Consider the following 23,996-nt stretch of genomic DNA (forward strand, 5'->3'; position numbering starts at 1 on the left):
AACATGACCGCACTGTCGCCGCACCTTCGCCAGGCCACGCCCGTCATGGCGGTCCGGGGCGAGGGCGTCCACCTCTACGGCGAGGACGGCCGCCGCTACCTGGACTTCACCGCCGGGATCGGCGTCACCAGCACCGGGCACTGCCACCCCACCGTCGTGGCCGCCGCCCAGGAGCAGGTGGCCACGCTCGTCCACGGCCAGTACACGACGGTCATGCACCCGCCGCTGCGGCGGCTGGTCGACAAGCTCGGCGAGGTGCTGCCGGCCGGTCTGGACAGCCTGTTCTTCACCAACTCCGGCAGCGAGGCCGTCGAGTCCGCGCTGCGGCTGGCCCGTCAGGCCACCGGCCGGCCGAACGTCCTCGTCTGCCACGGCGGTTTCCACGGCCGTACCGTGGCCGCCGCCTCCATGACCACCTCCGGCACCCGCTTCCGCTCCGGCTTCTCCCCGCTGATGAGCGGTGTGGTCGTCACCCCGTTCCCGACGGCCTTCCGGTACGGCTGGGACGAGGAGACCGCGACCCGTTTCGCTCTGAAGGAGCTGGACTACACGCTCCAGACGATCTCCTCGCCCGCCGACACGGCCGCGATCATCGTCGAGCCGGTGCTCGGCGAGGGCGGCTACGTGCCGGCGACCCGCGCCTTCATGGAGGGCCTGCGGGAGCGCGCGGACCGGCACGGCTTCCTGCTGATCCTGGACGAGGTGCAGACGGGCGTGGGCCGCACCGGCCGCTTCTGGGGCCACGACCACTTCGGCATCACGCCGGACATCCTGGTTACCGCCAAGGGCCTGGCCAGCGGATTCCCGATCTCCGGCATCGCCGCCTCCGAGGAGCTGATGAGCAAGGCGTGGCCGGGCTCGCAGGGCGGCACCTACGGCGCCAACGCGGTGGCGTGCGCCGCCGCCTGCGCCACGCTGGACGTCGTACGCGACGAGAAGCTCGTCGAGAACGCCGAGGCGATGGGTGCCCGGCTGCGGCGCGGCCTGGAGGCGGTGGCCGAGCGGACGCCGGCCATCGGGGACGTACGGGGTCTGGGGCTGATGCTGGGCACCGAGTTCGTCACCGAGGACGGCGCCCCCGACGCCGAGACCGCCGCCCGGGTGCAGCGGGCCGCCGTCGACGAGGGCCTGCTCCTGCTGCTGTGCGGGGCCTGGAACCAGGTGGTGCGGATGATCCCGGCACTCGTGATCGACGAGACGGCGGTGGACGAGGGCCTCCAGGCGTGGGCGGCGGCGGTGAAGACCGGCACGTCGGGAACCTCGGCCTCGGACCGATGACGACCACGCCAGCCGCCGACCCAACAGGAGAGACCTCATGACCGACGTACCGAAGCAGCTCTTCATCGGCGGTGCCTGGGTGGACGCCGCGGACGGCGCCACCCTGCCCGTGGACGACCCCGCGACCGGCGAGATCCTCTGCCACGTCGCCGACGCGGGCCCCAAGGACGCCCGGCTCGCGGAGGACGCGGCCGTCCAGGCGCAGGCCGAGTGGGCCCGGACGGCGCCCCGGGTGCGCAGCGAGATCCTGCGCCGCGCGTACGAAATCATCCTCGACCGCACCGACGAGCTCGCCCACCTGATGACCGCCGAGATGGGCAAGCCGCTGGCCGAGGCGCGCGGTGAGGTGGCGTACGCGGCGGAGTTCTTCCGCTGGTTCTCCGAGGAGGCCGTACGCGTCGAGGGCGGCTACGGCACCCTGCCCGACGGCCGCAACCGCATGCTGCTGACCCGCCGCCCGGTCGGTCCCTGCCTGCTGATCACCCCCTGGAACTTCCCGCTGGCCATGGGCACCCGCAAGATCGGCCCGGCAATCGCGGCGGGCTGCACGATGATCCTCAAGCCGGCCCCGCAGACCCCGCTGTCCAGCCTGGCCCTCGCCGCGATCCTGAAGGAGGCCGGGCTGCCGGACGGTGTGCTGAACGTCGTCACCACCTCGCGGGCCGGAGAGGTCTGCGAGCCGCTCCTGCGCGGCGGCCGTATCCGCAAGCTGTCCTTCACCGGCTCCACGCAGGTCGGACGGCTGCTGCTCGCCCAGTGCGCCGACACCGTCGTACGCACCTCCATGGAGCTGGGCGGCAACGCGCCCTTCATCGTCTTCGACGACGCCGACCTGGACGCGGCCGTGGACGGCGCGATGACCGCCAAGATGCGCAACATGGGGGAGGCCTGCACGGCCGCCAACCGCTTCTTCGTCCACCGTTCGGTGGCCGAGGAGTTCGCGCAGCGGCTCGCGTCGCGCATGGGAGCGCTGGTCGTGGGCCCCGGCACCCGGGAGGGCGTCGACGTGGGCCCGCTGATCGACACCGCGGGCCGGGCCAAGGTCGAGGCACTCGTCGCCGACGCGGTGGAGCGCGGCGCCCGGGTGCTGGTCGGCGGCCGTACCCCCGAGGGCCCCGGCTGCTTCTACCCGCCGACCGTGCTCGCCGACGTCGAGCCGGGCAGCCGTCTGATGGACACGGAGATCTTCGGACCGGTGGCCGCGATCCTCACCTTCGACGACGAGGACGAGGCGGTACGCCGGGCCAACGACACCCCCTGGGGACTCGTCGGTTACCTCTTCACGGAGGGACTGGACCGCGCCCTGCGCATAAGCGAACGGCTGGAGGTGGGCATGGTCGGGCTGAACACGGGCCTGGTGTCCAATCCGGCGGCACCGTTCGGCGGCGTCAAGCAGTCCGGCCTGGGCCGGGAGGGCGGCCGGGTCGGCATCGACGAATTCCTGGAGTACCAGTACCTCGCGATTCCGGTGAGGTGATCGACCCCGGCTACCCGGCTACCGCGGTCAGGCAGGCCGCGGTGCCGTCCTCCGGGCTCCCCACCGCCGGGTGCGGTAGCCGCCCGCCAGGCGGCAGACGGCGTAGATCGTGAACGAGATCGTCGTGACGTAGGGGCTGATGGGGATGCTGCCGCCCAGGGCGAGCAGGATGCCGCCCTCGATCGAGACCACGGCGAACACCACGCTGAGCACGGGCAGCAGCACCGGCGACGCGGTGATACGGGCGGCGGCCGCGGCGGGCGTGACGACGAGGGTGAGGACCAGCAGCGCGCCGACGACCTGCACCGAGAGGGCGACCGCGAGTCCGAGCACGAGCATGAAGGCGAAGGACAGCGCGCGCACCGGTACGCCACGGGCCGCGGCGACGTCCGGGTCGGCGCTGGCGAAGGACAGCGGCCGCCACATGACCGCCAGGGCGACGACGACCAGCGCCGAGGTGCCGAGCAGCCAGGCCATCTGGGGAGTGTCGACGGCGACGATCTGGCCGGTGAGCAGGCCGAACTTGTTGGCCGCCCGCCCTTTGTAGAGGGCGAGGAAGAGCACGCCGAGCCCGAGGCCGAACGGCATGATGATGCCGATCACCGAGTTGCGGTCGCGGGCCCGCGCGCCCAGGACGCCGATCGTGCCGGCCGCGAGGAGCGAGCCGACGATCGAGCCCGCCACGATGTTCACCTCCAGGAGCAGGGCCGCCGAAGCTCCGGCGAAGGACAGTTCGCTGATGCCGTGCACCGCGAAGGGCAGGTCGCGCATGATGACGAAGACCCCGGCCAGCCCGCCGACGAGACCGAGCGCGGCCCCGGCGATCAGGGAGTTGCGGACCAGCGCCAGCAGTTCGCCGTAGTTGTCGAAGCTGAAGATCTGCTGCCAGACCCCGTCGGCGAGCGTCATGGTCGGACTTCCTCGGTCTCATGGGCGTGATGCGGTGGCGCGGCCGTCTCGTCGGGGGCCCCGACGACCACGACCCGGCCGTGCACGCGGACGACGTCGACCCGCGTGCCGTACAGCTGGGACAGCGACGCGGAGGTCAGGACCTCCTCCGGGGGCCCGACGCGGTGACCTCCCCGTGCCAGGTACAGCACCCGGTCCACCAGGCCGAGCACCGGGTTGATCTCGTGGGTCACGAAGACCACGGCCGTGCCGTGGGAGCGGCGCCGGGCGTCGACCAGTTCGGTGACGGCCCGCTGGTGGTTCAGGTCGAGGGAGAGCAGCGGCTCGTCGCAGAGCAGGATGCGCGGGTCGGTGGCCAGTGCCTGGCCGATGCGCACACGCTGCCGTTCGCCCCCGGACAGCAGGCTGAGCGGGACGTCGGCGTACGCGGACGCCCCGACCGACTCCAGGATGTCGTCCACCCGGCGCCGCACGGCACCGGTGCGCAGCCGTGGCCCGAAGCGGTGCCCGTCGATCCCGAAGCGCACGAGATCGCGGGCCCGCAGCATCGCCTGCGCGGACACCTCCGCCTGCTGGGGGACGTAACCGAGGTGCCGGGCGGCCTCGCGAGGCGCTCGTCCCAGGACGGTCAGTGTTCCGGTCGACAGCGGCTGCCGGCCCAGCAGGGCCCGGACGAAACTGGTCTTGCCCGACCCGTTCGGCCCGAGCACGGCCAGGAACTCCCCGGGCCGGACATCGAGGTCGAGGCCGCTCCAGACCACGCGCTCGCCGTAGGACACGGCGGCCCCGCGCAGGCTGATCACCGCGCCGGTCCCGGGTTCGCCCTGCCGGGCCTGGGGCACCGGCGCATTGCCTGGCCGCATCACTTGTCCAGCGCGCCCGCGAGCGCGTCGACGTTGGCGGTCATCCAGCCGAGGTAGTCCTTGCCCTGCGGCAGGGTCTCGGTCACCGGTACGACGGGGATGCCGGCCGCCTTGGCCGCGGCCTCGGACTTCTCCGTCTGCGGGCCGGAGGTCTGCTGGTTGTAGACCAGCGCCTTGACCTCCTTGCCGCTGAACAGCGCCAGCGTGTCCTGAAGGATCTTCGGGGAGACGTCGTCGCCCTCCTCGATCGCCTCGCTGAACGCCGCGGGCGTCTTGTCCACCAGACCGCTCGCATCGATCATGTACAGCGGCACGGGCTCGGTGATGGCCACCGCCTCGCCGCCATGGGCCTTCTTGATCTGCGCTTCCTTCGCCTCCAGCGGCTTCAGCTTCGCCTTGAAGGCGTCGGCGTTCTTGGTGAACGTGGCCGCGGCGCCGGGGTCGGCCTTGCCCAGGGCGGCGGCCATGCTGTCGGCGATCTTGGCGACGGTGGGGAAGTCGTACCAGACGTGCTCGTTGAGCTCGCCGCCCTTCGGGGCGGTCTTGCCGGAGACCTTGACGGCGTTGATCACCTCGGCGGAGGAGTTGCTGCTCTTCAGCATCCGGTCGATGAAGTCGTCGTAACCGCCGCCGTTCTCGATGACGACCTTCGCCTTGGACAGCGCCAACTGGTTCTGGGTGTTGGCCTCGTAGGAGTGCGGGTCCTGGTCGGGGTCGCTGATGACCGAGGTGACGTCGACCTTGCTGCCGCCTATCTGCTCGACGATGTCGCCGTAGACGTTCGTCGAGGCGACGACCGGGATCGCGGACGAGGAGACGGGGCTCTGCGAGCCGCTCCCGCCGCTGCCGGAGTCCGAGGAGTTGCCGCAGCCTGTCAGCAGGGCCAGGGAGGCGCCGGCGATCAGGGCAAGATGCCGGGACGAGGACGTGGGCATGGTGCCTCCACGGCAGGTGGGAACAGTGATGTTCGCGAGAGCAGGGACGGCCACACGCTATGTGGAAACGAATGTCAAGACCACGTCGGATCCCGTCTATATGAAAACCATTGCCAAGACTTGACGCCCACCAGCCCACCAGCCCACCAACCCACCAGGGATGCGGCCCGTTGCATCGAACGGTTGAATCCGCAGGCGCAGAGGGCGGCAAGCTGGCCGCCGCGCGCGACCCGCTGAGCGAGGCTCCCGCTACGGATCCTGATCGTGGACGACCACGCCGTCGTACGAGCCGGGCCGCGCGCCCTCCTCGAGGGCGAGCCCGGCTTCGACGTCGTCGGCGAGACCGGCGACGGGGCGGCCGCGATACGTGTCCTCGGGCCCGCGGCCGAGCCGGCACCGGTGCTCAGAGAGCGAGCGGGAGGTCGAGGTCGTACGGCTGCTGGCGCGGGGGCACAGCAACCGGGCCCTCGCGGGCGCGCTGCCTGGCCGAGGCGACCGTCAAGACCCACCTCGTACGGATCTACCGCAAGCTCGGCACCGAGAACCGCGCCAGTACCGTCAGCGAAGCCGTCCGCCTCGGCCTGATCGAACTCGTCTGACCGGGCACCCCGGTCGGGGTCACACCGGCCGGACCAGGCCCGACTCGTAGGCGAAGACCACCGCCTGCACCCGGGTCCGGGCACCGATCTTGGTGAGGATGCTGCTGACGTGGGACTTGACCGTGGTCGGGGCGATGGACAGCAGCTCGGCGATCTCGGCGTTGGACGAGCCGGCGGCGATGGCGGTGAGCACGCCGCGTTCCCGCTCGGTGAGGTTGCCGATCCGGAGTTCCGAAGCGGGAGTGACGTAGGAGCGCTCTCGGCGGACGGCGTCGATGAGCGCGCGGGTCAGTTCGGGGGAGACGACCGCGTCGCCGGCGGCCACGACGCGGATGGCCGCGATCAGTTCGTCGGAGGTGGCGTCCTTGAGGAGAAGTCCGCCGGCTCCGGCGCGCAGGGCGGCGTAGGCGTACTCGTCGCGGCCGGTGGAGCTCAGGATGATCACGCGTGCGCGGTGACCTGCCGCCGGGGCGGAGTCGAGGGCCCGGGGAAGGAGGCCGGGTCGGGTGATGCGACGGATGGTCTCGATGCCGTCCGGGTCGGCGATGCCGCTGTCCAGCAGGACGACATCCGGACGGAGCCGCTCGCTCAGCCGGACCGCCTCGGTGCCGCCCGCCGCTTCGCCGACGACGGTCAGATCGGGCTGGGCCGCCAGGAGCAGACGCAGGCCGAGACGTTGCAGAGACTGGTCATGGACGATCAGTACGGCGGTCGTACGGGAGCGTTGCGCTTGGGGGTGAGGGGCGGCGGGCGCCTCCTGCCGGGACATGAGGGCGTGCACGTGTACCACCTCTCTCTCTGAACGAAACTGTTTCGTTCTCTTTGGCTGTCATCAGAGTAGCTCCGCTCCTATCGAAACGGCATCGTTCTCTTTGTGTTCTGGGTCACATGCGTGGGCCGTGCGTGGCTCAACAGGACCGCACAAAATCCGACAGGATCATTGCTTCGATTGTGTGCGAAGTTCTAGGGTTCCCTGGCTGACGCACCCTCAGTCCGCGCCCCCCGCCGTCGTACCGAGGAAGGCCCGCCATGCCGCACCCGCACCCGCACGTGCCTCACGCCGACCGCCCGCTCGTCAGCCGCCGCCGTCTCCTGGAGGGCTCGGCCGCCGTCCTCGGCGCGCTCGCCCTGTCCGCGTCGCCCGCCACCGCGCACGCGGCCGGCCGGCGCGCGGCGGCGGGCGACGGCTCGCCGGAGTGGAACGGCAACATCGACGTCTTCCGGCTGGGCACCGAGCCGCCGCACACCACGCTCATGCCGTACCAGGACGTGAGACAGGCCCTCGCCGGCGACCGCACCCGCTCGCCGTACCGGCAAAGCCTCGACGGCAGGTGGAAGTTCGCCTACGCCGACCGCCCCGACGACCGGGACACCGACTTCTACCGCACCGACGTCGACGACAGCTCCTGGGACAGCATTCCCGTCCCCTCCGTATGGCAGCTGCACGGCTACGACTTCCCGATCTACGTCAACATCACCTACCCGTACTGGGGCCCCAACGGACTGGGCGAGGAACCGCAGCCGCCGGCCGCGCCGACCCGCTACAGCCCGGTCGGCCAGTACCGCCGTACCTTCACCGTCCCCCGCGACTGGGCGGGACGGCGGACGTTCCTGCACTTCGAAGGGGTCAAGTCCGCCCATTACGTATGGATCAACGGGGAGTTGGCCGGCTACCACGAGGACTCCTTCACCCCCGCCGAGTACGACATCACCCCGTACCTCAAAGCCGGCACCAACCAGATCGCGGTGGAGGTGTACCGCTACTCCGACGGCGACTGGCTGGAGGACCAGGACATGATCCGGCTGAGCGGAATATTCCGCTCGGTCTACCTGTACTCCACCCCAGCCGTGCACCTGCGCGACTTCAAGCTGGACACCCCGCTGAGCGACGACTACACGGCCGCCGAGCTGTCGGTCACCGCGAGCGTGCGCGACTACGGGGGCGGATCCGGTGGGCGGTATACGGTCGACGCGATGCTGTATGACGCCGACGGGCATCCTGTCTGGTCCCGGCCGCTCCAGCAGACCGTCGATCTCGGCCCCGGCGACGAAACGACCGTACAGGCGGCGAAAGCCGTGCCCGACCCCAAGCTCTGGTCGGCCGAGGACCCCAACCTCTACACCGTCGTCCTGCGGCTGCGCGACCCGGCGGGCAAGGTGATCGAGACCCTCTCGCACCGCGTCGGCCTGCGCGAATTCGCCCTCAAGGACGGGCTGATGCGCATCAACGGCAAGCCCGTCTCCTTCCGGGGCACCAACCGGCACGAGATGCACCCCGCCCGAGGCACCGCCCTCACCCGCGCGGATATGATCGAGGACATCGAGATCGTCAAGCGGCTGAACATGAACACGGTCCGCACCTCGCACTACCCCAACAACCCGCTGTGGTACGAACTCGCCGACGAGTACGGCCTGTACCTCGTCGACGAGACCAACCTCGAAACCCACGGCATACGCGACGAATACCCCGGCGACCACGCCGACTGGACCGAGGCGTGCGTGGCCCGCGCGCAGAACATGGTCCACCGCGACAAGAACCACGCCTCCGTCGTCATCTGGTCGCTGGGCAACGAGGCCGGCGGCGGCAGCACGTTCGTCGCCATGCACGACTGGATCCGCTCCTACGACCCCACCCGCGTCATCCAGTACGAGGGCGACGACCGCCCCACGGTCAGCGACATCCGCTCGGAGATGTACGACAGCCCCGCGCGCGTGGAGGCCCGCGCGAAGGACACCGCCGACACCCGGCCGTACGTCATGATCGAGTACTCGCACGCGATGGGGAACTCGAACGGCAACTTCAAGAAGTACTGGGACATCATCCGCCGCTACGACGTCCTCCAGGGCGGCTGGATCTGGGACTTCGTCGACCAGGCGCTGAGCTGGCCGACCCCGGCGCGCAAGCTGCTGACCGAGACCGGACCCGCCGAGGTGCGCGGCGAGATCATCGCCCCCAGCGGCGGCTTCGACCGCGCCAAGGGCGTCTGGGGCGGCACCGTCTTCGCCCGCGACCCGAGCCTCGACCTCACCGGCTCGCTCACGCTGGAGGCGTGGGTCACCCCCGATGTGACGGGCTATCACCAGCCGATCATCGCCAAGGGCGACACCCAGTACGCCCTGAAGCAGGGCAACCGGACCATGGAGTTCTTCATCTACTCCGCCGGCCAGTGGATCACCGCCAGTTGGGCGCTGCCGGACGACTGGACCGGCGAGGAGCACCACATAGCAGGCGTCTTCGACGCGGGGGCGGGCACGCTGACCCTCTACGTCGACGGCGCGGCCAAGGCCACGCGAACCACCACCGCCAAGGGCCCGAGCAGCAACACCGCACCCCTGGCGCTCGCCACCGATGTCGACAACATCACGCGGGAGTTCAGCGGCACCATCCGGCGGGCCAGCGTCTACGCCCGCGCCCTGAGCGCCGCCGAACTGGCCTCCGGCAGCCGCGGACCCGGCGACGGGGGCGTGCGGTTCTGGTTCGACGCGGCCACCGTAGGCCTCACCGAGAAGCGGTCGAAGGAGAAGACCTTCTTCGCGTACGGCGGCGACTGGGGCGACAACCCCAACGACGGGAACTTCGTCGCCGACGGCATCGTCACCGCCGACCGCGGCCACACCGGCAAGGCGGCCGAGATCAAGCGGGTATACCAGGCGATCAACGTGGCCCCGGTCGCGGGCGGCGCCGCCGGAGTCGTCACCCTCACCAACGAGAACCTCTTCACCAACCTCCGTGAGTTCGACGGCGGTTGGTCACTTGTCGCGGACGGAAAGGTCGTGCAGCGCGGGAAGCTGACCCGCGGCCAGCTCGACGTCCCGCCGCTGACGAGCAAGGACATCACCGTGCCGGTCCGAGTGCCGGCCACCCCCGCGCCCGGCGCCGAGTACTTCCTGCGCCTGTCCTTCACCACCAGGGAAGCCACCCAGTGGGCGAAGGCCGGTTTCGAGGTCGCCGCGGAGCAACTCCCCGTAGACGCCGGCAGCCCGGCGGTGACTCCAGTCCCGCTGGAGAGCGTGCCGGCGCTGAGCCACACGGAGGCCGGCACGACCGTCACGGTCAAGGGCAAGGGCTTCTCCCTCACCGTCGACAAGGGCAGCGGGACCATCACGTCGTACGAGGCGGGCGGCACCCGGCTCATCACCTCCGGCCCCGCGCCCAACTTCTGGCGGGCGCCCACCGACAACGACCACGGCAACGGCCAGCACACCCGCAACCAGACCTGGCGCGACGCGGGCGCGCGCCGCAAGGTGACGGACGTGAGTGTGCGCGCCCTGCGCGACAAGGCCGTCGAGATCAAGGTCGGCGGCACGCTGCCGACGACCGTCGAATCGACGTACACCACCACGTACACGGTCTTCGGCAACGGCGAGATCAAGGTCGACCACACCCTGCACCCGGGCGCGTCGAGCCTGCCGTACCTTCCGGAGGTAGGCAGTCTGCTGTTCCTGTCGCCGGGGCTGGAGTACCTGCGCTACTACGGCCGCGGCCCCGAGGAGAACTACTGGGACCGCAACAACGGCACCGATGTCGGCGTGTACTCCGGGACCGTCTCCGGGCAGTGGACGTCCTACATCCGCCCCCAGGAGAACGGCAACAAGACCGACGTCCGCTGGATCGCCCTGACCGGCCGCGACGGCGTCGGCCTGCTGGTGTCCGGCGAGCCGCTCCTGGAGGCCAGCGCCTCGCACTTCACCCCGGAGGACCTGTCGGTCGGGGCACGCCACGACTACCAGCTCACTCCGCGCGAGGCGGTCGTGCTCCGCCTGAACCACCGGCAGATGGGCGTCGGCGGCGACAACAGCTGGGGCGCCCACACCCACGACGAGTACAAGCTCTTCGCCAACCGCGACTACGCGTACAGCTACCGACTGCGACCGCTGACCGACCCCGACCGGGCGATGACGGCCTCGCGGCGGCCGACGGCGACGGAGTTTTCCGGCTAGCGCGCCCGCAGAGGGCGCTCGCTCTGCCTGCAGCACACACAGCGCCACACCCGCACGATCAGGCCCTCCCTCCACCGCACCGCAGCCGCCTGTCCCGCCCCCCGACGCACAGACCCACTTTTCTGGCATCCACCACTGTCGTCAGAGTGATTCGGGGCGGCGTAGGCCTGCTCGATGACGCAGAGCGACCGATCTGGTCGCCCCACGAGCGCCGGAACTCAGCGCCGCCTGCGTCGACCAGCTCCGCCCACTCCTGCACCGACCAACTCCTTCGTGGAGTCAGTGGCCGGCCGGGGTTGTGCTCGCAGCCTCGCCCAGTTTCTGCCGGAGTATGGCGAGTTGCACGGGCCGGGCCTCGCCATGGCGCTCCCGACCGGCGTTGGTGAGGATCACCCGGACCCGGCGGCGGTCCGTGCTGCACTCCTTGCGGGTCACCAGCGCGTCCCGTGTCAGGCGAGCGACCAGCCGCGACACGGCGCTCTGGCTGAGGTGAACGAGGTCGGCCAGTTCGTGTACGTAAAGTCCGCGATCGTCGCCCGAATCGCTCTGGACGAGGACGTCGAGCACTTCGAAGTCGCTCGCACCGAGCCCGAACCGCTGAAGCTCCCGGTCGAGGCTGCCGACGGTGTATGCGTGCAGAGCGAGCAACTCCCGCCACTGGCGCACAAGCAACTGCTCATCGTTGACACCGGTCATGGCGTGAAGCTACCAGATCCGAGGAGATTCATGCGTGTGCAGGATTTTACAGTTCATTGAATGAGTGTGCATGTAATGTGCCCGCCATGCCCTCTCCGCACACCCATGCAACCGAACCAAGCACCGCGTGGAACCGACGGCAGTGGGGGACGCTGCTGGTGCTGTGCGCCGCGATGTTCCTCGACTCCCTCGACACCTCCATGGTCGGCGTGGCCCTGCCGTCCATCGGCACCGACCTGCACCTGTCGACGTCATCCCTGCAGTGGGTCGTGAGCGGCTACGTCCTCGGATACGGCGGACTGCTCCTGCTCGGCGGACGGGCCGCCGACCTGTTGGGCCGCCGCCGGGTCTTCCTCGTCGCACTCGCGGTGTTCGCCGCCGCCTCCGTGCTGGGCGGCCTCGTCGACTCCGGCGGCCTGCTCATCGTCTCCCGGTTCGTCAAGGGCCTGAGTGCCGCGTTCACCGCGCCCGCCGGCCTGTCCATCATCACCACCACGTTCGCCGAAGGCCCTGTCCGCAACCGGGCGCTGAGCATCTACGCCGCTTGCGCGGCCAGCGGCTTCTCGACGGGGCTCGTGGTGTCGGGCCTGCTCACCGAGGTGAACTGGCGGTGGACGATGCTGCTGCCCGGCCCCATCGCCCTGCTGGCACTCCTCGCCGGTCTGCGGCTGATCCCCAACAGCCCCCGTAAGAACAGCCGAAAAGGCGGGTACGACCTGCCGGGCGCTCTGACCGGTACGGCGGGCATGCTGCTCCTCGTCCTCACCGTCGTCCAGGCGCCCGCGGCCGGCTGGGGTTCCGCCCGCACGCTGCTCTGCTTCGCCCTGGTCGCGGGGCTGCTGACGGCGTTCGTGGTGATCGAGCACCGCAGCGCGCACCCCCTGGTCCGGCTGGGCGTGCTGCGTTCGGCGAACCAGATCCGCGCCCATCTGGGCGGCGTGGCCTTCTTCGGCTCCTACGTCGGCTTCCAGTTCCTGGCCACCCAGTACATGCAGTACCTGCTCGGCTGGTCGGCGCTGCAGACAGCGCTGGCCTTCCTGCCGGCCGGAGCGCTGGTGACCATCGCCTCCACCCGGATCGGCCCGGTCATCGACCGCTTCGGCACCCTCCGGGTGATCGCGGTCGGCTTCACCGCGCTGACCCTCTGCTACGCCCTGTTCCTCCGCGCCGACCTCACTCCCCGGTACGCGGCGGTCGTGCTGCCCTCGATGCTCCTGCTCGGTCTGGCGTGCACGCTGACCTTCCCCTCCCTCAACATCCAGGCCACCAACGCGGTGGACGAGAAGGAACAGGGCATGGTCTCCGGACTGCTCAACAGCTCGTTCCAGATCGGCGGCGCCGTCGTCCTGGCGGTGGTGACGGCCACGGTCACGGCGACCGGGGGCAACCACCCCGGCTCGCCGCACCGGCTCCTGGACAGCTATCGGCCCGGCCTCGTCGTCGTCACCCTCATCGCCCTCGCCGGCCTGCTGGTCACACTGACCGGCCTGCGCAGCGACAGACGAGGACACACGGCAGTCGGGGCACCGTCGGCTCCGGTCACGGCAGAGGAGATCGCCACCACAGTGCCGGGCCGCGACTGTGCCAGGACCGACTCGCCCAGGAACGGCGCCTGACGCTCCCATACGCGGGTACCTTCATCACCGGACTCGTCCTGTGGGACCGGATCGGCCACCTCCCGCTGCCGCTCGGCGTGGCCGGGCACGAGGGATCCACGGTCCTGGTCGGCCTCAACGGGGTGCGGCTGCCGCGCGAGTCGGCCTGGCGATCCGAGGGGGTCCAGGACACGTCAGGTTGATGTCGGATTCTCGCCAGCCCCCGTCCGGCCGGTGGCCCAAGCTGGACGCATGCAGATGGGGATGCACACCGACACCGAGCGCTGCGTGCGCGCCGTCCAGTCCAAGGACGCCCGCTTCGACGGCTGGTTCTTCACGGCCGTCCTGACCACCCGCATCTACTGCCGGCCCAGCTGCCCGGTGGTGCCGCCCAAGCCCGAGAACATGACCTTCTACCCGAGCGCGGCGGCTTGCCAGCAGGCCGGGTTCCGGGCCTGCAAGCGCTGCCGTCCCGACACCAGCCCGGGCTCCCCGGAGTGGAACCAGCGCGCCGACCTCGTGGCCCGGGCCATGCGGCTGGTCGCCGACGGCGTCGTCGACCGCGAGGGCGTACCCGGACTCGCCGCCCGGCTCGGCTACAGCACCCGGCAGATCGAACGCCAGCTGCTCGCCGAACTGGGCGCGGGTCCACTCGCCCTCGCCCGCGCTCAGCGCGCCCAGACGGCCAGGCTCCTGATCGAGACGACCCCGCTCCCCATGGCGGAGATCGCCTTCGCCGCCGGCTTCTCCTCGATCCGCGCCTTCAACGACACCGTGCGCGAGGTCTACGCCCTCTCCCCGAGCGAACTGCGCGCCCGGGTCCCGAAGGGCAGGGCCGCGAGCACACCGGGCGCCCTCACCCTCCGCCTCCCGTTCCGCGCCCCCCTCAACCCCGACAACCTCTTCGGCCACCTCGCCGCGACCGCCGTCCCGGGCGTCGAGGAGTGGCGGGACGGCGCTTACCGGCGCACGCTGCGACTGCCGTACGGCCACGGCATCGTGGCGCTGACCCCGCAGCCCGACCACATCGCCTGCCGCCTCACCCTCGGTGACCTGCGCGACCTGACCGTCGCGATCAGCCGCTGCCGCCGCCTGCTCGATCTGGACGCCGACCCGGTCGCCGTCGACGACCAGCTGCGTACGGATCCGTTCCTCGCCCCCCTCGTCGACAAGGCCCCCGGCCGGCGCGTCCCGCGCACCGTCGACGAGGCGGAGTTCGCCGTACGGGCCGTACTCGGCCAGCAGGTCTCCACGGCCGCCGCCCGCACCCACGCGGCCCGCCTGGTCACCGCGCACGGCGAGCCGGTGGACGACCCCGAGGGCGGTCTCACCCACCTCTTCCCGGCGCCCGAGGCGCTCGCCGCCGTCGACCCCGAGTCCCTCGCGATGCCCCGCACCCGCCGCACCACCTTCACCACGCTGGTGGGCCAACTCGCCGACGGCTCCCTGAACCTGGGCGTGGAGAGCGACTGGGCACACACCCGCGCCCGGCTGCTCGAACTCCCCGGCTTCGGCCCCTGGACGGTCGACGTCATCGCGATGCGCGCCCTCGGCGACCCCGACGCCTTCCTCCCCACCGACCTCGGAATCCGCCGCGCAGCCCAGGAGTCGGGCCTGCCGTCGACCCCGGCGGCACTCACGGCCCGCGCGGCGGCTTGGCGGCCCTGGCGGGCGTACGCGGTCCAGTACCTGTGGGCGACCGACAGCCACCCGATCAACTTCCTTCCCGTGTAAGGGCTTCCGTGATGAGTTCCCGCAAGCGGCACACCGTGATCGACAGCCCGTACGGCCCGCTGACGCTCGTCGCCGACGACGGCGTCCTGTGCGGCCTGTACATGACCGACCAGCGCCATCGCCCGCCGCAGGAGGCATTCGGCGAGCCCGACGACCCGACGGCCTTCGGCGAGGCGACCGACCAGCTGAAGGCGTACTTCGCGGGCGAGTTGAAGGAGTTCACACTCGAACTCCGGCTGGCCGGAACGCCGTTCCAGCGCCGCGTCTGGGAACAACTGCGCCGCATCCCGTACGGCGTCACCCGCTCCTACGGCGAACTGGCCGAGGCTCTCGGCAACCCCGGGGCCTCCCGTGCCGTCGGCCTCGCCAACGGCAAGAACCCGGTCGGCATCATCGTCCCCTGCCATCGCGTCGTCGGCGCGAACGGCGGCCTCACCGGCTACGGCGGCGGCCTCGACCGCAAGCAGCGGCTGCTGGACTTCGAGAGCGGAACCGCACTGTTCTAGGTTCAGTTTCGGTTCATGTTTGTGAATAGAGATCACGTACGCGTCTATTGACGTGTTCACGGCGTGAGCTTAGCGTCCCGGGAAAGCGCTTTCACTGACTTTTCGTCAGACGAGCCAATCAACCTGGAGACAACGATGTTACGGAGACCCGCACCCGTCATCGCGTCCGTCAGCCTGCTGGCCGGCGCACTCGTCGCACTGTCCGGCAACACGGCGCAGGCCGCGTCCACCCGCTATGAGGCCGAGAGTTCCCCCGCGGTCTGCACCGGCACCATCGACTCCGACTGGGCCGGCTACTCCGGCAGCGGATTCTGCAACGCCACCAACGCGGTCGGCGCCCACGCGCAGTTCACCGTGAACGCCCCGGCCGCGGGCACGGCGACACTCAAGGTCCGCTTCGCCAACGGTTCCACCACCGCACGGCCCGCCGGCCTCACCGTGAACGGCTCGGCGGCCACCTCGGTGTCGTTCGAGAGCACCGGCACCTGGGAAACGTGGACGACGAAGACGCTCACGGTCCCGGTGAACTCGGGCAGCAACACCATCCGGCTCAGCCCCACCGCCGCGGCCGGCCTGCCCAACATCGACTACCTCGACGTCGAGGTGGGCGGCGACACCCCGGCACCGACCGGCCCCGCGCTGTACGTGGCGCCCAACGGCACCGACAGCGCGGCGGGCACACAGGACGCCCCGACGACGCTCACGTCGGCGATCAGCCGGATCACCCCCGGCGGAACGATCTACATGCGCGGCGGAACGTACCGCTACTCGCAGACGGTCACCATCCCGGCGGGCAACAACGGCACCTCGGGCGACCGCACCGAACTGATCGCCTACCCGGGTGAGACCCCCGTACTGAACTTCTCGGCCCAGAGCGAGGACACGGCGAACCGCGGGCTCGCCGTGAACGGGTCGTACTGGCACGTCAAGGGCATCGTCGTGGAGCGTGCCGGGGACAACGGGATCTTCGTCGGCGGCAGCAACAACATCTTCGAGCGCACGGTGACCCGCTTCAACCGTGACACCGGGCTCCAGCTCTCGCGGATGCTCTCCAGCACGCCCAGCAGCCAGTGGCCGTCCAACAACCTCATCCTCAGCGCGGAGTCGCACGACAACGCCGACTCCGACGGAGAGGACGCCGACGGCTTCGCGGCGAAGCTCACCTCCGGACCCGGGAACGTGTTCCGCTACGCCGTGTCCCACAACAACATCGACGACGGCTGGGACCTCTACACCAAGACCGACACGGGACCCATCGGCGCGGTGACCATCGAGGACTCCCTCGCCTACGAGAACGGCACCCTCAGCGACGGCTCCCAGGCCGGCAACGGTGACCGCAACGGCTACAAGCTCGGCGGCGAGGACATCGGCGTCAACCACGTCATCCGGCGCAACATCGCCTACGACAACGGCAAGCACGGGTTCACCTACAACAGGAACCTCGGCACGATGTCGGTGTCGGGCAACGTCAGCATCGACAACACCGAGCGCAACTACTCGTTCGACGGTGGCACCTCGGTGTTCCGGGACAACACCTCGTGCCGCAGCGGCAGCGGCACGAACGACAGGATCGTCGGCAACTCCGACAGCTCCAACCAGTTCTGGTCCGGCTCGAACGGGTCCAGGTGCTCCTCGTACTCCGGCGCCCTGAACTGGTCCTTCGCCTCGGACGGCCGCCTAGTGGTGACCTTCGGCGGTAATCAGGTCACGCCGTAACCGATTCGATCGCTCGCTCGCCGCTGTGGCCCGGCCTGGCTTGGGTCTGCGCTGGTCTGGCCCTTGCCTTGCCTGGCCGCAGCGGCGTCCATCGACGCGCGGCACCGACGCGGTTCTAGTCGCTGCTCCGGTCGCTCAGCCCGGCCAGCAGCGTCGGCAGCGCGGTGCCGATCGGTTCCCGTACGACCTCGTCGGCCCGGTCGTCGTACGGCGTCGGCTCGGCGTTGACGATGATCAGCCGGGCCCCGTGGTCGGCGGCGACACCGGCGAGCCCGGCGGCGGGCTGCACCTGAAGGCTGCTGCCGACCGCGACGAACACCTGGCAGGCCTTGGTGATGGCGACCGCCTCGCCGAGGACCGCCGGATCGAGCCGCTCGCCGAACATCACGGTCGCCGACTTGAGGATCCCGCCGCACTCCAGGCACGGCGGATCCTCCTCACCGGCCTCGACCCGGGCGAGCGCGTCCTCCATCGGGCCGCGGACATGGCACCGCGTGCACACGAAACTCCGTGCCGTGCCGTGCAGTTCGAGCACCTTGCGGGCGGGCATCCCGGCGAGCTGGTGCAGCCCGTCCACGTTCTGCGTGATCACCCGCACCGGCACCCCGGACCGCTCCAGCTCGGCCACCGCCCGGTGCGCGGCGTTCGGTTCGGCCATGAGCGTCCGGTTCTTGCGGCGCATCTGCCAGGACCGCCGCCGGATCTCCGGATCGCCCATGTAGTACTCGTACGTCACGAGCTTCTCGGCCTCCGGGTCCCGCCGCCACAGGCCGTTCGGGCCGCGGTAGTCCGGGATGCCGGAGTCGGTGGAGATACCTGCGCCACTGAGGAGGGCGACGAGGGGCTTGGTCATGTCACCGAGGGTAGGCCGGGCGCTTCGGGAGCGGCGAACGGATATTCGGCGGCTGACTCCGCTCCCGTCCGGTGACTCACTCCGCTCCTGTCCGGCGGGCTGACTCCGCTTCTGCTGAGGGGGCGGCTCCTTGGGCCCGGGCCCGGCTCCGGCGTCAGCCGACCCGGTGGCCGTTCTCCAGCTCCGCCGTCCCCGAGCCCTCGGCCAGGACGTCCAGCGCGGACAGGACGCGCCCGCCCAGGGCGCCCGGGAGGTACTCGGCGAGCTGCTCCCGCGGTACGAGCCGCCAGGACAGCAGTTCCTCCTCCTGGAGCCGGATCGCCTTGAAGTCGTCCTCGCCGAGCACCCCGCCGTCGTACACGTACGCCACCACCGGCGGACGGGCCGTCCCGTGCACCCAGTCCACCGCGAGCAGCCGGCCCAGCTCGCGGTCCAGGCTGATCTCCTCGGTGGTCTCGCGGCGCGCGCCCTGGCGCGGGGTCTCGCCGTCGTCGGACTCGATCGTGCCGCCCGGAAGCGCCCAGCCGTCGCGATAGTTGGGCTCGACGAGCAGCACCCGGCCCTCGGCGTCACGGAAGAGGGCGGCGGCCCCGGCCAGGACGCGGGGCAGGCCCGCGATGTACGCGGCGTAGTCTTCGGTGGTGGTCATTCAGGAAGGGTAACCAGCTTCCGCAGCCGCGCCTCGGACTCGCTGCCCGGCTCGGCGAAGTGACAGATCATGCTCATCCAGGGCGCCTCCTCCAGCGTCCACCGCACGTAGGACACCTCGAACGCGCCGACGGCCGGATGGTCGTAGCGGCGGACGGACGACCGGAACTGAACGACGTCGTGGTCCTGCCACAGAGCGGCGAACTCCGGGCTGGTGGAGCGGAGTTCGCCGACCAGCTCGGTGAAGCGCGGGTTGTCCAGTTCGTAGGCCGCCTGCTGCCGCAGCAGCCCGGCCAGCCAGCGCGCCTCCGCCTCCCACTCGGGCATCAGCGTCCGCAGCAGGGGTTCGCGGAACAGCATCCACACACTGTTTCGCTCGCGGGGCGGCCGGTCGAGCAGGGCGCTGCCCAGGATCTGCTCCTGGGCCCGGTTCCACGCCAGGATGTCGAAGCAGCGGTCGATCACGAACGCCGGGTTCGGCATCAGCGTGTCCAGGAACATCCGGACCGCCTCCGGTACGGCGAGGGAGCGGTCGGCGGGCGCGGGCACGGGAAGACCCGCCAGCCGGAACAGGTGCGCGCGCTCCACCTCGTCCAGCTGGAGGGCGCGGGCCAGGGCGAGCAGGATCTGCGGCGAGACGTTGATGTCGCGGCCCTGTTCGAGCCAGGTGTACCAGGTCAGGCTGACCCCGGAGAGCAGGGAGACCTCCTCGCGGCGCAGGCCCGGGGTGCGACGGCGCCCGCCGGGCGGCAGGCCGGTGTGCGTGGGGTCGGCGCGCTCGCGCCGGGAGCGCAGGAAGTCGCCGAGGGCCTTACGGCCGTGCTCCCGGGTGTCCGCGGGAGGTGTCCGGTCCGGTGCTGGTGTCGCTGCCACCAGTAAATTCTGCACTCTTCAACCGGGCCGCGCTCTGGCGGAGGGTGGGAGGGACAGCGAACTCCCTGGTGAAAGGCTGCTCTTGTGGCTGAGCTGACTCCTCCCCGTACCGTCCTGGTCACCGGCGCCACCGGCGGTGTCGGGTCTACGGTGGCCCGTAGGCTGCATGCGGTCGGCTGGATTGTGTACGCGGTACACCGCGACCCGGCGGACGCGGCAGCACTGCGTGAGGCCGGATTCACCCCCGTCCGGCTGGACCTGACGGACGAGGCGTCCATCGCCGCCGCGGCCGAAGCGGTCGGGCCACGGCTCGACGGGCTCGTCAACAGCGCCGCCATCATGGGGCAGGGCCCGGTCGAACTGGCACCGGCCGAGGCCTGGCGGCGCCAGTTCGAGATCAACGTGATCGGGCAGGCGGCGGTGATCCGGGCCTTCCTGCCGGCCCTGCGCAGGGCCGGCGGCCGTATCGTCAACGTCGGCGCGGTCTCCGCGCGCGTGCCCCCGCCCTTCTTCGGCCCCATCGCCGCGTCCAAGGCCGCCCTCTCGGCTCTCACCCAGTCCCTGCGCATGGAACTGCGCCACCAGGGCGTCAGGGTCTCGCTCGTCGAGCCGGGCGCCATGGACACCCCGATCTTCGCCACCGCGGACAAGGCGAGTACGGAGCTGGGCTGGGCGGGATCGCCCGAGACCCAGCGGCTCTACGCCCGCGCCCTGGACGCCGCACGCACCACGGCCGCCCGCCAGCCCCTGGGTCCTGTCGAACCGGCCGCGGCCGCGATCGTACGGGCGCTGACCGCGCGCCGCCCCGCCAGGCTGTACACCACGGGCCGCGACGGCCGGACGCTCGCCCTGCTGCGGTTCCTCCCGGACGGGCTGCGGGAACGGCTGGTGCTGCGGGCGATGGGGGTGACCGCCGGGGTGTTCGAGGAGGCACCGGTGCCCACCGGAGCGCGTTAGCCCTCCGGACGAAGCGCCTTTAGCCCCCCTTCAGCCCCCCCTTCAGCCCCCCCTTCAGCCCTCCGTCTGGAGCGCATCAGCCCTCCGTCTGCGCCAACCGCACCGTCCGCTCCGCCAACTCGCTGATCCGCACTCCGTCGAAGCCGAACACCGCGCTGCGCACCGTGTCCTCCAGCGGGTCCTTCCACTGCGCCGGGATGGCGTCCGCGCCGGTCAGGACGCCGGCCACCGAGCCCGCGGTCGCGCCGTTGGAGTCGGTGTCCAGGCCGCCGCGGACGGTGAGCGTGATGGTGCGGGTGAAGTCGCCGTCGCCGTACAGGAGCCCGGCGGTCAGTACGGCGGCGTTCGGGATGGTGTGGATCCAGCCGAGCCCGGCGGTCTCCCCGGCCACCGTGGTGAGCGTGTCCTCCCAGGTCATCCGGGTGTCGTGGAGCGAGACGACCCGGCGTACCGTACGGGCGAGCCGGCAGCTCGCCGGAATCACGGCGAGCGCCTCGTCGACGGCGTGCCGCACGGTCGGAGCCGTGAACGCCGCCGAGATCAGCGCCGCCGCCCACATCGCGCCGTACACGCCGTTGCCGGTGTGGGACAGCACCGCGTCCCGGCGGGCGAGCGAGGCGGCGCGGCTCGGGTCGCCCGGCGAGGTCCAGCCGTAGATGTCGGCGCGGATGAGCGCCCCGATCCACTCCTGGTACGGGTTGTCGTACGTCGCCGTCAGCGGCGGCTTGAGCCCGTCGGCGAGGTTGCGGTACGCGGCCCGCTCCGCGGTGAACGTCTGTAGATACGGCAGCCGCAGCAGCCACAGGTCGCCCACCTGCTCGGTGCTGAAGCCGAAGCCGTGGGTCTCCAGGAGGTCGAGGCCGAGGATGGCGTAGTCGACGTCGTCGTCACGGCAGCTGCCGTGGATACGGCCGCGCACGCACTGGCGCCACTCGGGGCGCAGCTCGAGCCCGTCGTTCTCGCCGACGGGCTCGGGCAGGTAGTCGGTGAGCGGCAGGGCGGCGGCCTGCCGCAGATAGCGGTCGATCCGGTCCCGCGTCCACAGGTCGCCCTGCTCGACCGGCTTGCCGAGCATGTTGCCCGCGATCCGGCCCAGCCACCCCCCGAGGACGCGGTCGGCGAGCTCTGGCTCAGTGCCCACAGGGGTCATAGCTCCGGTCTACCCAATTCCGGGGGCGGACGCGCGGCGTTCGGGCCGTACGCACTGACATCCCTCAGTGTTGTTGCAGGCTCCGGCCGGGGCATGACGACAGGGGTGTCCTGCGGTTAAGGTCGCAGCGGCGCGACTGGCCCTTGACGTGCGCGGGGCCCGAAGAGCAAGGGGAAGACAAGGTGTCGGACGCTGTAGGGAAAGACGCCCGGGCTACGGCGCGGGTGCTCATCGCCGCGGACAAGTTCAAGGGCTCGCTGACGGCCGTGCAGGTCGCCGAGCGGGTCACGGCCGGGCTGCGCCGGGTGGTGCCCGACCTCGCGGTGGCGTCGCTGCCCGTCGCGGACGGCGGCGACGGAACGGTGGACGCGGCGGTCGCGGCCGGCTTCGAACGGCGGGAGGTGCGCGTCGCGGGTCCCCTCGGCCACGAGCTGACGGCCGCCTTCGCCCTGCGCGACGGCACGGCGGTCGTGGAGATGGCGGAGGCGAGCGGGCTCCAGCGGCTGCCCGCGGGCGTCTTCGCACCGCTCACGGCGTCCACGTACGGCTCCGGGGAACTGCTGCGGGCCGCGCTGGACGCGGGCGCGCGCACGATCGTGTTCGGGGTCGGCGGCAGCGCCACCACGGACGGCGGCGCCGGCATGCTGTCCGCGCTGGGCGCGCGGTTCCTGGACGCCGAGGGGGAGCCGGTGACACCCGGCGGCGAGGGCCTCGCCGACCTGGCCTCGGCCGACCTGTCGGGCCTGGACCCGCGGTTCGCCGATGTGGAGCTGGTGCTGGCGAGCGACGTCGACAACCCGCTGACCGGCCCGAAGGGCGCGTCGGCGGTGTACGGCCCGCAGAAGGGCGCCTCGCCGGACGACGTGGAGGCGCTGGACGCCGCGCTGGCCCACTACGCGAAGGTGCTGGAGAACAGCGTCGGGGCGAAGGCCGCACAGTACGCCGCCTCCCCGGGAGCCGGCGCGGCGGGCGGCATCGGCTACGGTGCCCTGCTCCTCGGCGCCCGGTTCCGCCCCGGTATCGAGGTCATGCTCGACGTCCTCGGCTTCGCGTCCGCGCTGGAGAAGACGACGCTGGTGATCACCGGCGAAGGTTCCCTGGACGAGCAGACGCTGCACGGCAAGGCCCCGGCGGGCGTGGCGGCCGCTGCTCGTGCGGCCGGCAAGGAGGTCGTCGCGGTGTGCGGCCGGCTGGCCTTGCAGCCGCAGGCACTCGGCCAGGCCGGGATCCGCCGGGCGTACCCGCTGACGGAAATCGAACCGGACGTGGCCAAGTGCATCGCCGACGCGGGTCCGATCCTGGAGCGGGTGGCGGAGCGGATCGGGCGCGACTTCCTGATCTGAGGGCCGCCGTACCCCGGGTACGCGAAGAGGGCCCGACGGGTACGCGAAGAGGGCCCGAACCTTCCGGTTCGGGCCCTCTCGGCGTACGGAACACCGGCTACGGAAGCTGTGCCGCCCGCGCCTCACGCCGGTTGCCGCGGAAGTTGTTCACCCGGCGAGCCGTGGCGAACAGCGGGATCACCGCGCCCATGACCAGCTGGAGCGCGCAGCCCGTCTGAAGGAGTAGCTGTCCGCTCGGGGCGTCGAACGCCCAGGCGGCCAGGAGACCCATCGACAGGACGATCCAGGTGAGCATCGCCACCGCGAGGCGGCCCCGCGGCTTCGGGTACTCCACCCGGCTCACCATCAGCCACGCCGTGCCGAGGATCGCGAGCAGCGTCGCCACGAAGGGCAGCTCCAGGAGCACGATCGAGACCACCGTCAGCGCGCCGAACGGCGACGGCATGCCCTGGAAGGTGCCGTCCTTCACCGTCACGCACGAGAACCGGGCAAGTCTCAGCACCACCGCCAGCAGCACCACGATCGCCCCGACCGCGGCCACTCGCTGGTGCGCGTCGTCCGCGACCATGCCGTAGACCAGGACGAAGTACGCCGGTGCCAGGCCGAAGCTGATCAGGTCCGAGAGGTTGTCCAGTTCGGCGCCCATCGGGGAGGAGCGCAGCTTTCGCGCCACCAGGCCGTCGAACAGGTCGAAGACCGCCGCGCACAGCATCAGGATGACCGCCGTGGCCGCGCTGTGGCGGGCCATGCCGCTTTCCTGGCTGCCGGTGAGGTGCGGGATCAGGATGCCGGTGGTGGTGAAGTACACCGCCATGAAGCCGCACGTGGCGTTGCCGAGGGTGAGGGTGTCCGCTATTGAGAGGCGGAGAGAGAGGGGCATCTCCTCCTCTTCGTCCACCTCGTCGGCCTCGGGCACCCAGCCC

The 23,996-nt window shown here is 71.0% G+C and carries 19 protein-coding genes and 1 pseudogene; 10 read left to right on the top strand and 10 right to left on the bottom strand.

Annotation, left to right across the window (positions count from 1 at the left end):
- Window positions 1-3: 3 nt before the first annotated feature.
- Both AB0I77_RS16650 and AB0I77_RS16655 read left to right on the top strand, forming a co-directional pair.
- Entirely contained in the window at window positions 4-1,278 is a 1,275-nt protein-coding gene (locus tag AB0I77_RS16650; protein WP_363283280.1) for an aminotransferase class III-fold pyridoxal phosphate-dependent enzyme, read from the top strand.
- 37 nt (window positions 1,279-1,315) lie between these two features.
- Window positions 1,316-2,755, top strand: coding sequence for an NAD-dependent succinate-semialdehyde dehydrogenase (locus tag AB0I77_RS16655; RefSeq protein ID WP_363283281.1), 1,440 nt, complete (start codon window positions 1,316-1,318; stop codon window positions 2,753-2,755).
- A 27-nt stretch (window positions 2,756-2,782) separates the two neighbouring features.
- On the opposite strand, the gene AB0I77_RS16660 is transcribed toward AB0I77_RS16655, so the two are convergent.
- From AB0I77_RS16660 to AB0I77_RS16670, 3 genes are read right to left on the bottom strand one after another with little or no spacing between them, the layout of a single operon-like run.
- On the bottom strand, window positions 2,783-3,664 hold the full coding sequence (locus AB0I77_RS16660) for a metal ABC transporter permease (protein ID WP_363283282.1): 882 nt from the start codon (window positions 3,662-3,664) through the stop codon (window positions 2,783-2,785).
- Window positions 3,661-4,527 (bottom strand): ATP-binding cassette domain-containing protein, encoded by an 867-nt coding sequence (locus AB0I77_RS16665; RefSeq protein ID WP_363283283.1) that lies wholly within the window; start codon window positions 4,525-4,527, stop codon window positions 3,661-3,663. The genes AB0I77_RS16660 and AB0I77_RS16665 overlap by 4 nt, the downstream gene beginning before the upstream one ends.
- Complete coding sequence (locus tag AB0I77_RS16670) at window positions 4,527-5,462, bottom strand: zinc ABC transporter substrate-binding protein (RefSeq protein ID WP_363283284.1); 936 nt, start codon at window positions 5,460-5,462, stop codon at window positions 4,527-4,529. The genes AB0I77_RS16665 and AB0I77_RS16670 overlap by 1 nt, the downstream gene beginning before the upstream one ends.
- A 255-nt stretch (window positions 5,463-5,717) precedes the next feature.
- Here AB0I77_RS16670 and AB0I77_RS16675 point away from each other — a divergent pair.
- Window positions 5,718-6,061, top strand: a pseudogene (locus AB0I77_RS16675) (LuxR C-terminal-related transcriptional regulator).
- A gap of 19 nt (window positions 6,062-6,080) precedes the next feature.
- On the opposite strand, the gene AB0I77_RS16680 reads toward AB0I77_RS16675, so the two are convergent.
- Window positions 6,081-6,830, bottom strand: a complete 750-nt coding sequence (locus tag AB0I77_RS16680) for a response regulator transcription factor (RefSeq protein WP_363283511.1) — start codon at window positions 6,828-6,830, stop codon at window positions 6,081-6,083.
- 260 nt (window positions 6,831-7,090) lie between these two features.
- Between AB0I77_RS16680 and AB0I77_RS16685 the strand changes: the two genes are divergently transcribed.
- A complete protein-coding gene (locus tag AB0I77_RS16685; protein ID WP_363283285.1) occupies window positions 7,091-11,002 on the top strand; it encodes a glycoside hydrolase family 2 TIM barrel-domain containing protein in 3,912 nt (1,303 codons plus the stop codon).
- A gap of 279 nt (window positions 11,003-11,281) precedes the next feature.
- Here the strand turns inward: AB0I77_RS16685 and AB0I77_RS16690 are convergent, their stop codons facing one another.
- A complete protein-coding gene (locus tag AB0I77_RS16690; protein WP_363283286.1) occupies window positions 11,282-11,698 on the bottom strand; it encodes a MarR family transcriptional regulator in 417 nt (138 codons plus the stop codon).
- 86 nt (window positions 11,699-11,784) lie between these two features.
- Here AB0I77_RS16690 and AB0I77_RS16695 point away from each other — a divergent pair, with 86 nt between their 5' ends.
- From AB0I77_RS16695 to AB0I77_RS16710, 4 genes are all read left to right on the top strand, one after another.
- Window positions 11,785-13,314: an MFS transporter gene (locus AB0I77_RS16695; protein WP_363283287.1), complete on the top strand. Its 1,530-nt coding sequence runs from the start codon at window positions 11,785-11,787 to the stop codon at window positions 13,312-13,314.
- 231 nt (window positions 13,315-13,545) lie between these two features.
- Entirely contained in the window at window positions 13,546-15,027 is a 1,482-nt protein-coding gene (locus tag AB0I77_RS16700; protein WP_363283288.1) for an AlkA N-terminal domain-containing protein, read from the top strand.
- Window positions 15,028-15,038: 11 nt separating this feature from the next.
- Window positions 15,039-15,533, top strand: a complete 495-nt coding sequence (locus AB0I77_RS16705) for a methylated-DNA--[protein]-cysteine S-methyltransferase (RefSeq protein WP_363283289.1) — start codon at window positions 15,039-15,041, stop codon at window positions 15,531-15,533.
- A 135-nt stretch (window positions 15,534-15,668) separates the two neighbouring features.
- Entirely contained in the window at window positions 15,669-17,249 is a 1,581-nt protein-coding gene (locus tag AB0I77_RS16710; protein ID WP_363283290.1) for a carbohydrate-binding protein, read from the top strand.
- Window positions 17,250-17,364: 115 nt separating this feature from the next.
- Here AB0I77_RS16710 and AB0I77_RS16715 read toward each other — a convergent pair whose 3' ends face one another.
- The 3 genes from AB0I77_RS16715 to AB0I77_RS16725 all read right to left on the bottom strand — a co-directional run bounded on the left by AB0I77_RS16715 (window position 17,365) and on the right by AB0I77_RS16725 (window position 19,623).
- Window positions 17,365-18,102, bottom strand: coding sequence for a Sir2 family NAD-dependent protein deacetylase (locus tag AB0I77_RS16715; RefSeq protein ID WP_363283291.1), 738 nt, complete (start codon window positions 18,100-18,102; stop codon window positions 17,365-17,367).
- Between the two features lie 154 nt (window positions 18,103-18,256).
- Window positions 18,257-18,751: an NUDIX hydrolase gene (locus AB0I77_RS16720; RefSeq protein ID WP_363283292.1), complete on the bottom strand. Its 495-nt coding sequence runs from the start codon at window positions 18,749-18,751 to the stop codon at window positions 18,257-18,259.
- The gene (locus AB0I77_RS16725) at window positions 18,748-19,623 is read right to left on the bottom strand and encodes a helix-turn-helix transcriptional regulator (protein WP_363283293.1); all 876 of its coding nucleotides are present in this window, start codon (window positions 19,621-19,623) and stop codon (window positions 18,748-18,750) included. The genes AB0I77_RS16720 and AB0I77_RS16725 overlap by 4 nt, the downstream gene beginning before the upstream one ends.
- A gap of 84 nt (window positions 19,624-19,707) precedes the next feature.
- Here AB0I77_RS16725 and AB0I77_RS16730 point away from each other — a divergent pair, with 84 nt between their 5' ends.
- Window positions 19,708-20,580, top strand: a complete 873-nt coding sequence (locus tag AB0I77_RS16730) for an SDR family NAD(P)-dependent oxidoreductase (protein ID WP_363283294.1) — start codon at window positions 19,708-19,710, stop codon at window positions 20,578-20,580.
- A 76-nt stretch (window positions 20,581-20,656) separates the two neighbouring features.
- Here the strand turns inward: AB0I77_RS16730 and AB0I77_RS16735 are convergent, their stop codons facing one another.
- Complete coding sequence (locus AB0I77_RS16735; protein ID WP_363283295.1) at window positions 20,657-21,730, bottom strand: ADP-ribosylglycohydrolase family protein; 1,074 nt, start codon at window positions 21,728-21,730, stop codon at window positions 20,657-20,659.
- 224 nt (window positions 21,731-21,954) lie between these two features.
- On the opposite strand from AB0I77_RS16735, the gene AB0I77_RS16740 reads away from it, so the two are divergent.
- Entirely contained in the window at window positions 21,955-23,073 is a 1,119-nt protein-coding gene (locus AB0I77_RS16740) for a glycerate kinase (RefSeq protein ID WP_363283514.1), read from the top strand.
- Window positions 23,074-23,170: 97 nt separating this feature from the next.
- Here AB0I77_RS16740 and pssA read toward each other — a convergent pair whose 3' ends face one another.
- Window positions 23,171-23,989 (bottom strand): CDP-diacylglycerol--serine O-phosphatidyltransferase, encoded by an 819-nt coding sequence (gene pssA, locus AB0I77_RS16745; RefSeq protein WP_363283515.1) that lies wholly within the window; start codon window positions 23,987-23,989, stop codon window positions 23,171-23,173.
- Between the last annotated feature and the right edge of the window lie 7 nt (window positions 23,990-23,996).

The organism is Streptomyces sp. NPDC050619, from assembly GCF_040654815.1.
GTDB lineage: Bacteria > Actinomycetota > Actinomycetes > Streptomycetales > Streptomycetaceae > Streptomyces.

Bases quoted from the DNA above. Each gene is read 5' to 3' on its own strand.
- AB0I77_RS16660 (WP_363283282.1), bottom strand. From the start codon at position 3,664: ATGACGCTCGCCGACGGGGTCTGGCAGCAGATCTTCAGCTTCGACAAC.
- AB0I77_RS16695 (WP_363283287.1), top strand. From the start codon at position 11,785: ATGCCCTCTCCGCACACCCATGCAACCGAACCAAGCACCGCGTGGAAC.
- AB0I77_RS16650 (WP_363283280.1), top strand. From the start codon at position 4: ATGACCGCACTGTCGCCGCACCTTCGCCAGGCCACGCCCGTCATGGCG.
- AB0I77_RS16715 (WP_363283291.1), bottom strand. From the start codon at position 18,102: ATGACCAAGCCCCTCGTCGCCCTCCTCAGTGGCGCAGGTATCTCCACC.
- AB0I77_RS16690 (WP_363283286.1), bottom strand. From the start codon at position 11,698: ATGACCGGTGTCAACGATGAGCAGTTGCTTGTGCGCCAGTGGCGGGAG.
- AB0I77_RS16680 (WP_363283511.1), bottom strand. From the start codon at position 6,830: ATGTCCCGGCAGGAGGCGCCCGCCGCCCCTCACCCCCAAGCGCAACGC.
- AB0I77_RS16720 (WP_363283292.1), bottom strand. From the start codon at position 18,751: ATGACCACCACCGAAGACTACGCCGCGTACATCGCGGGCCTGCCCCGC.
- AB0I77_RS16705 (WP_363283289.1), top strand. From the start codon at position 15,039: ATGAGTTCCCGCAAGCGGCACACCGTGATCGACAGCCCGTACGGCCCG.
- AB0I77_RS16735 (WP_363283295.1), bottom strand. From the start codon at position 21,730: ATGACCCCTGTGGGCACTGAGCCAGAGCTCGCCGACCGCGTCCTCGGG.
- AB0I77_RS16710 (WP_363283290.1), top strand. From the start codon at position 15,669: ATGTTACGGAGACCCGCACCCGTCATCGCGTCCGTCAGCCTGCTGGCC.
- AB0I77_RS16700 (WP_363283288.1), top strand. From the start codon at position 13,546: ATGCAGATGGGGATGCACACCGACACCGAGCGCTGCGTGCGCGCCGTC.
- AB0I77_RS16685 (WP_363283285.1), top strand. From the start codon at position 7,091: ATGCCGCACCCGCACCCGCACGTGCCTCACGCCGACCGCCCGCTCGTC.
- AB0I77_RS16665 (WP_363283283.1), bottom strand. From the start codon at position 4,527: ATGCGGCCAGGCAATGCGCCGGTGCCCCAGGCCCGGCAGGGCGAACCC.
- AB0I77_RS16655 (WP_363283281.1), top strand. From the start codon at position 1,316: ATGACCGACGTACCGAAGCAGCTCTTCATCGGCGGTGCCTGGGTGGAC.
- AB0I77_RS16670 (WP_363283284.1), bottom strand. From the start codon at position 5,462: ATGCCCACGTCCTCGTCCCGGCATCTTGCCCTGATCGCCGGCGCCTCC.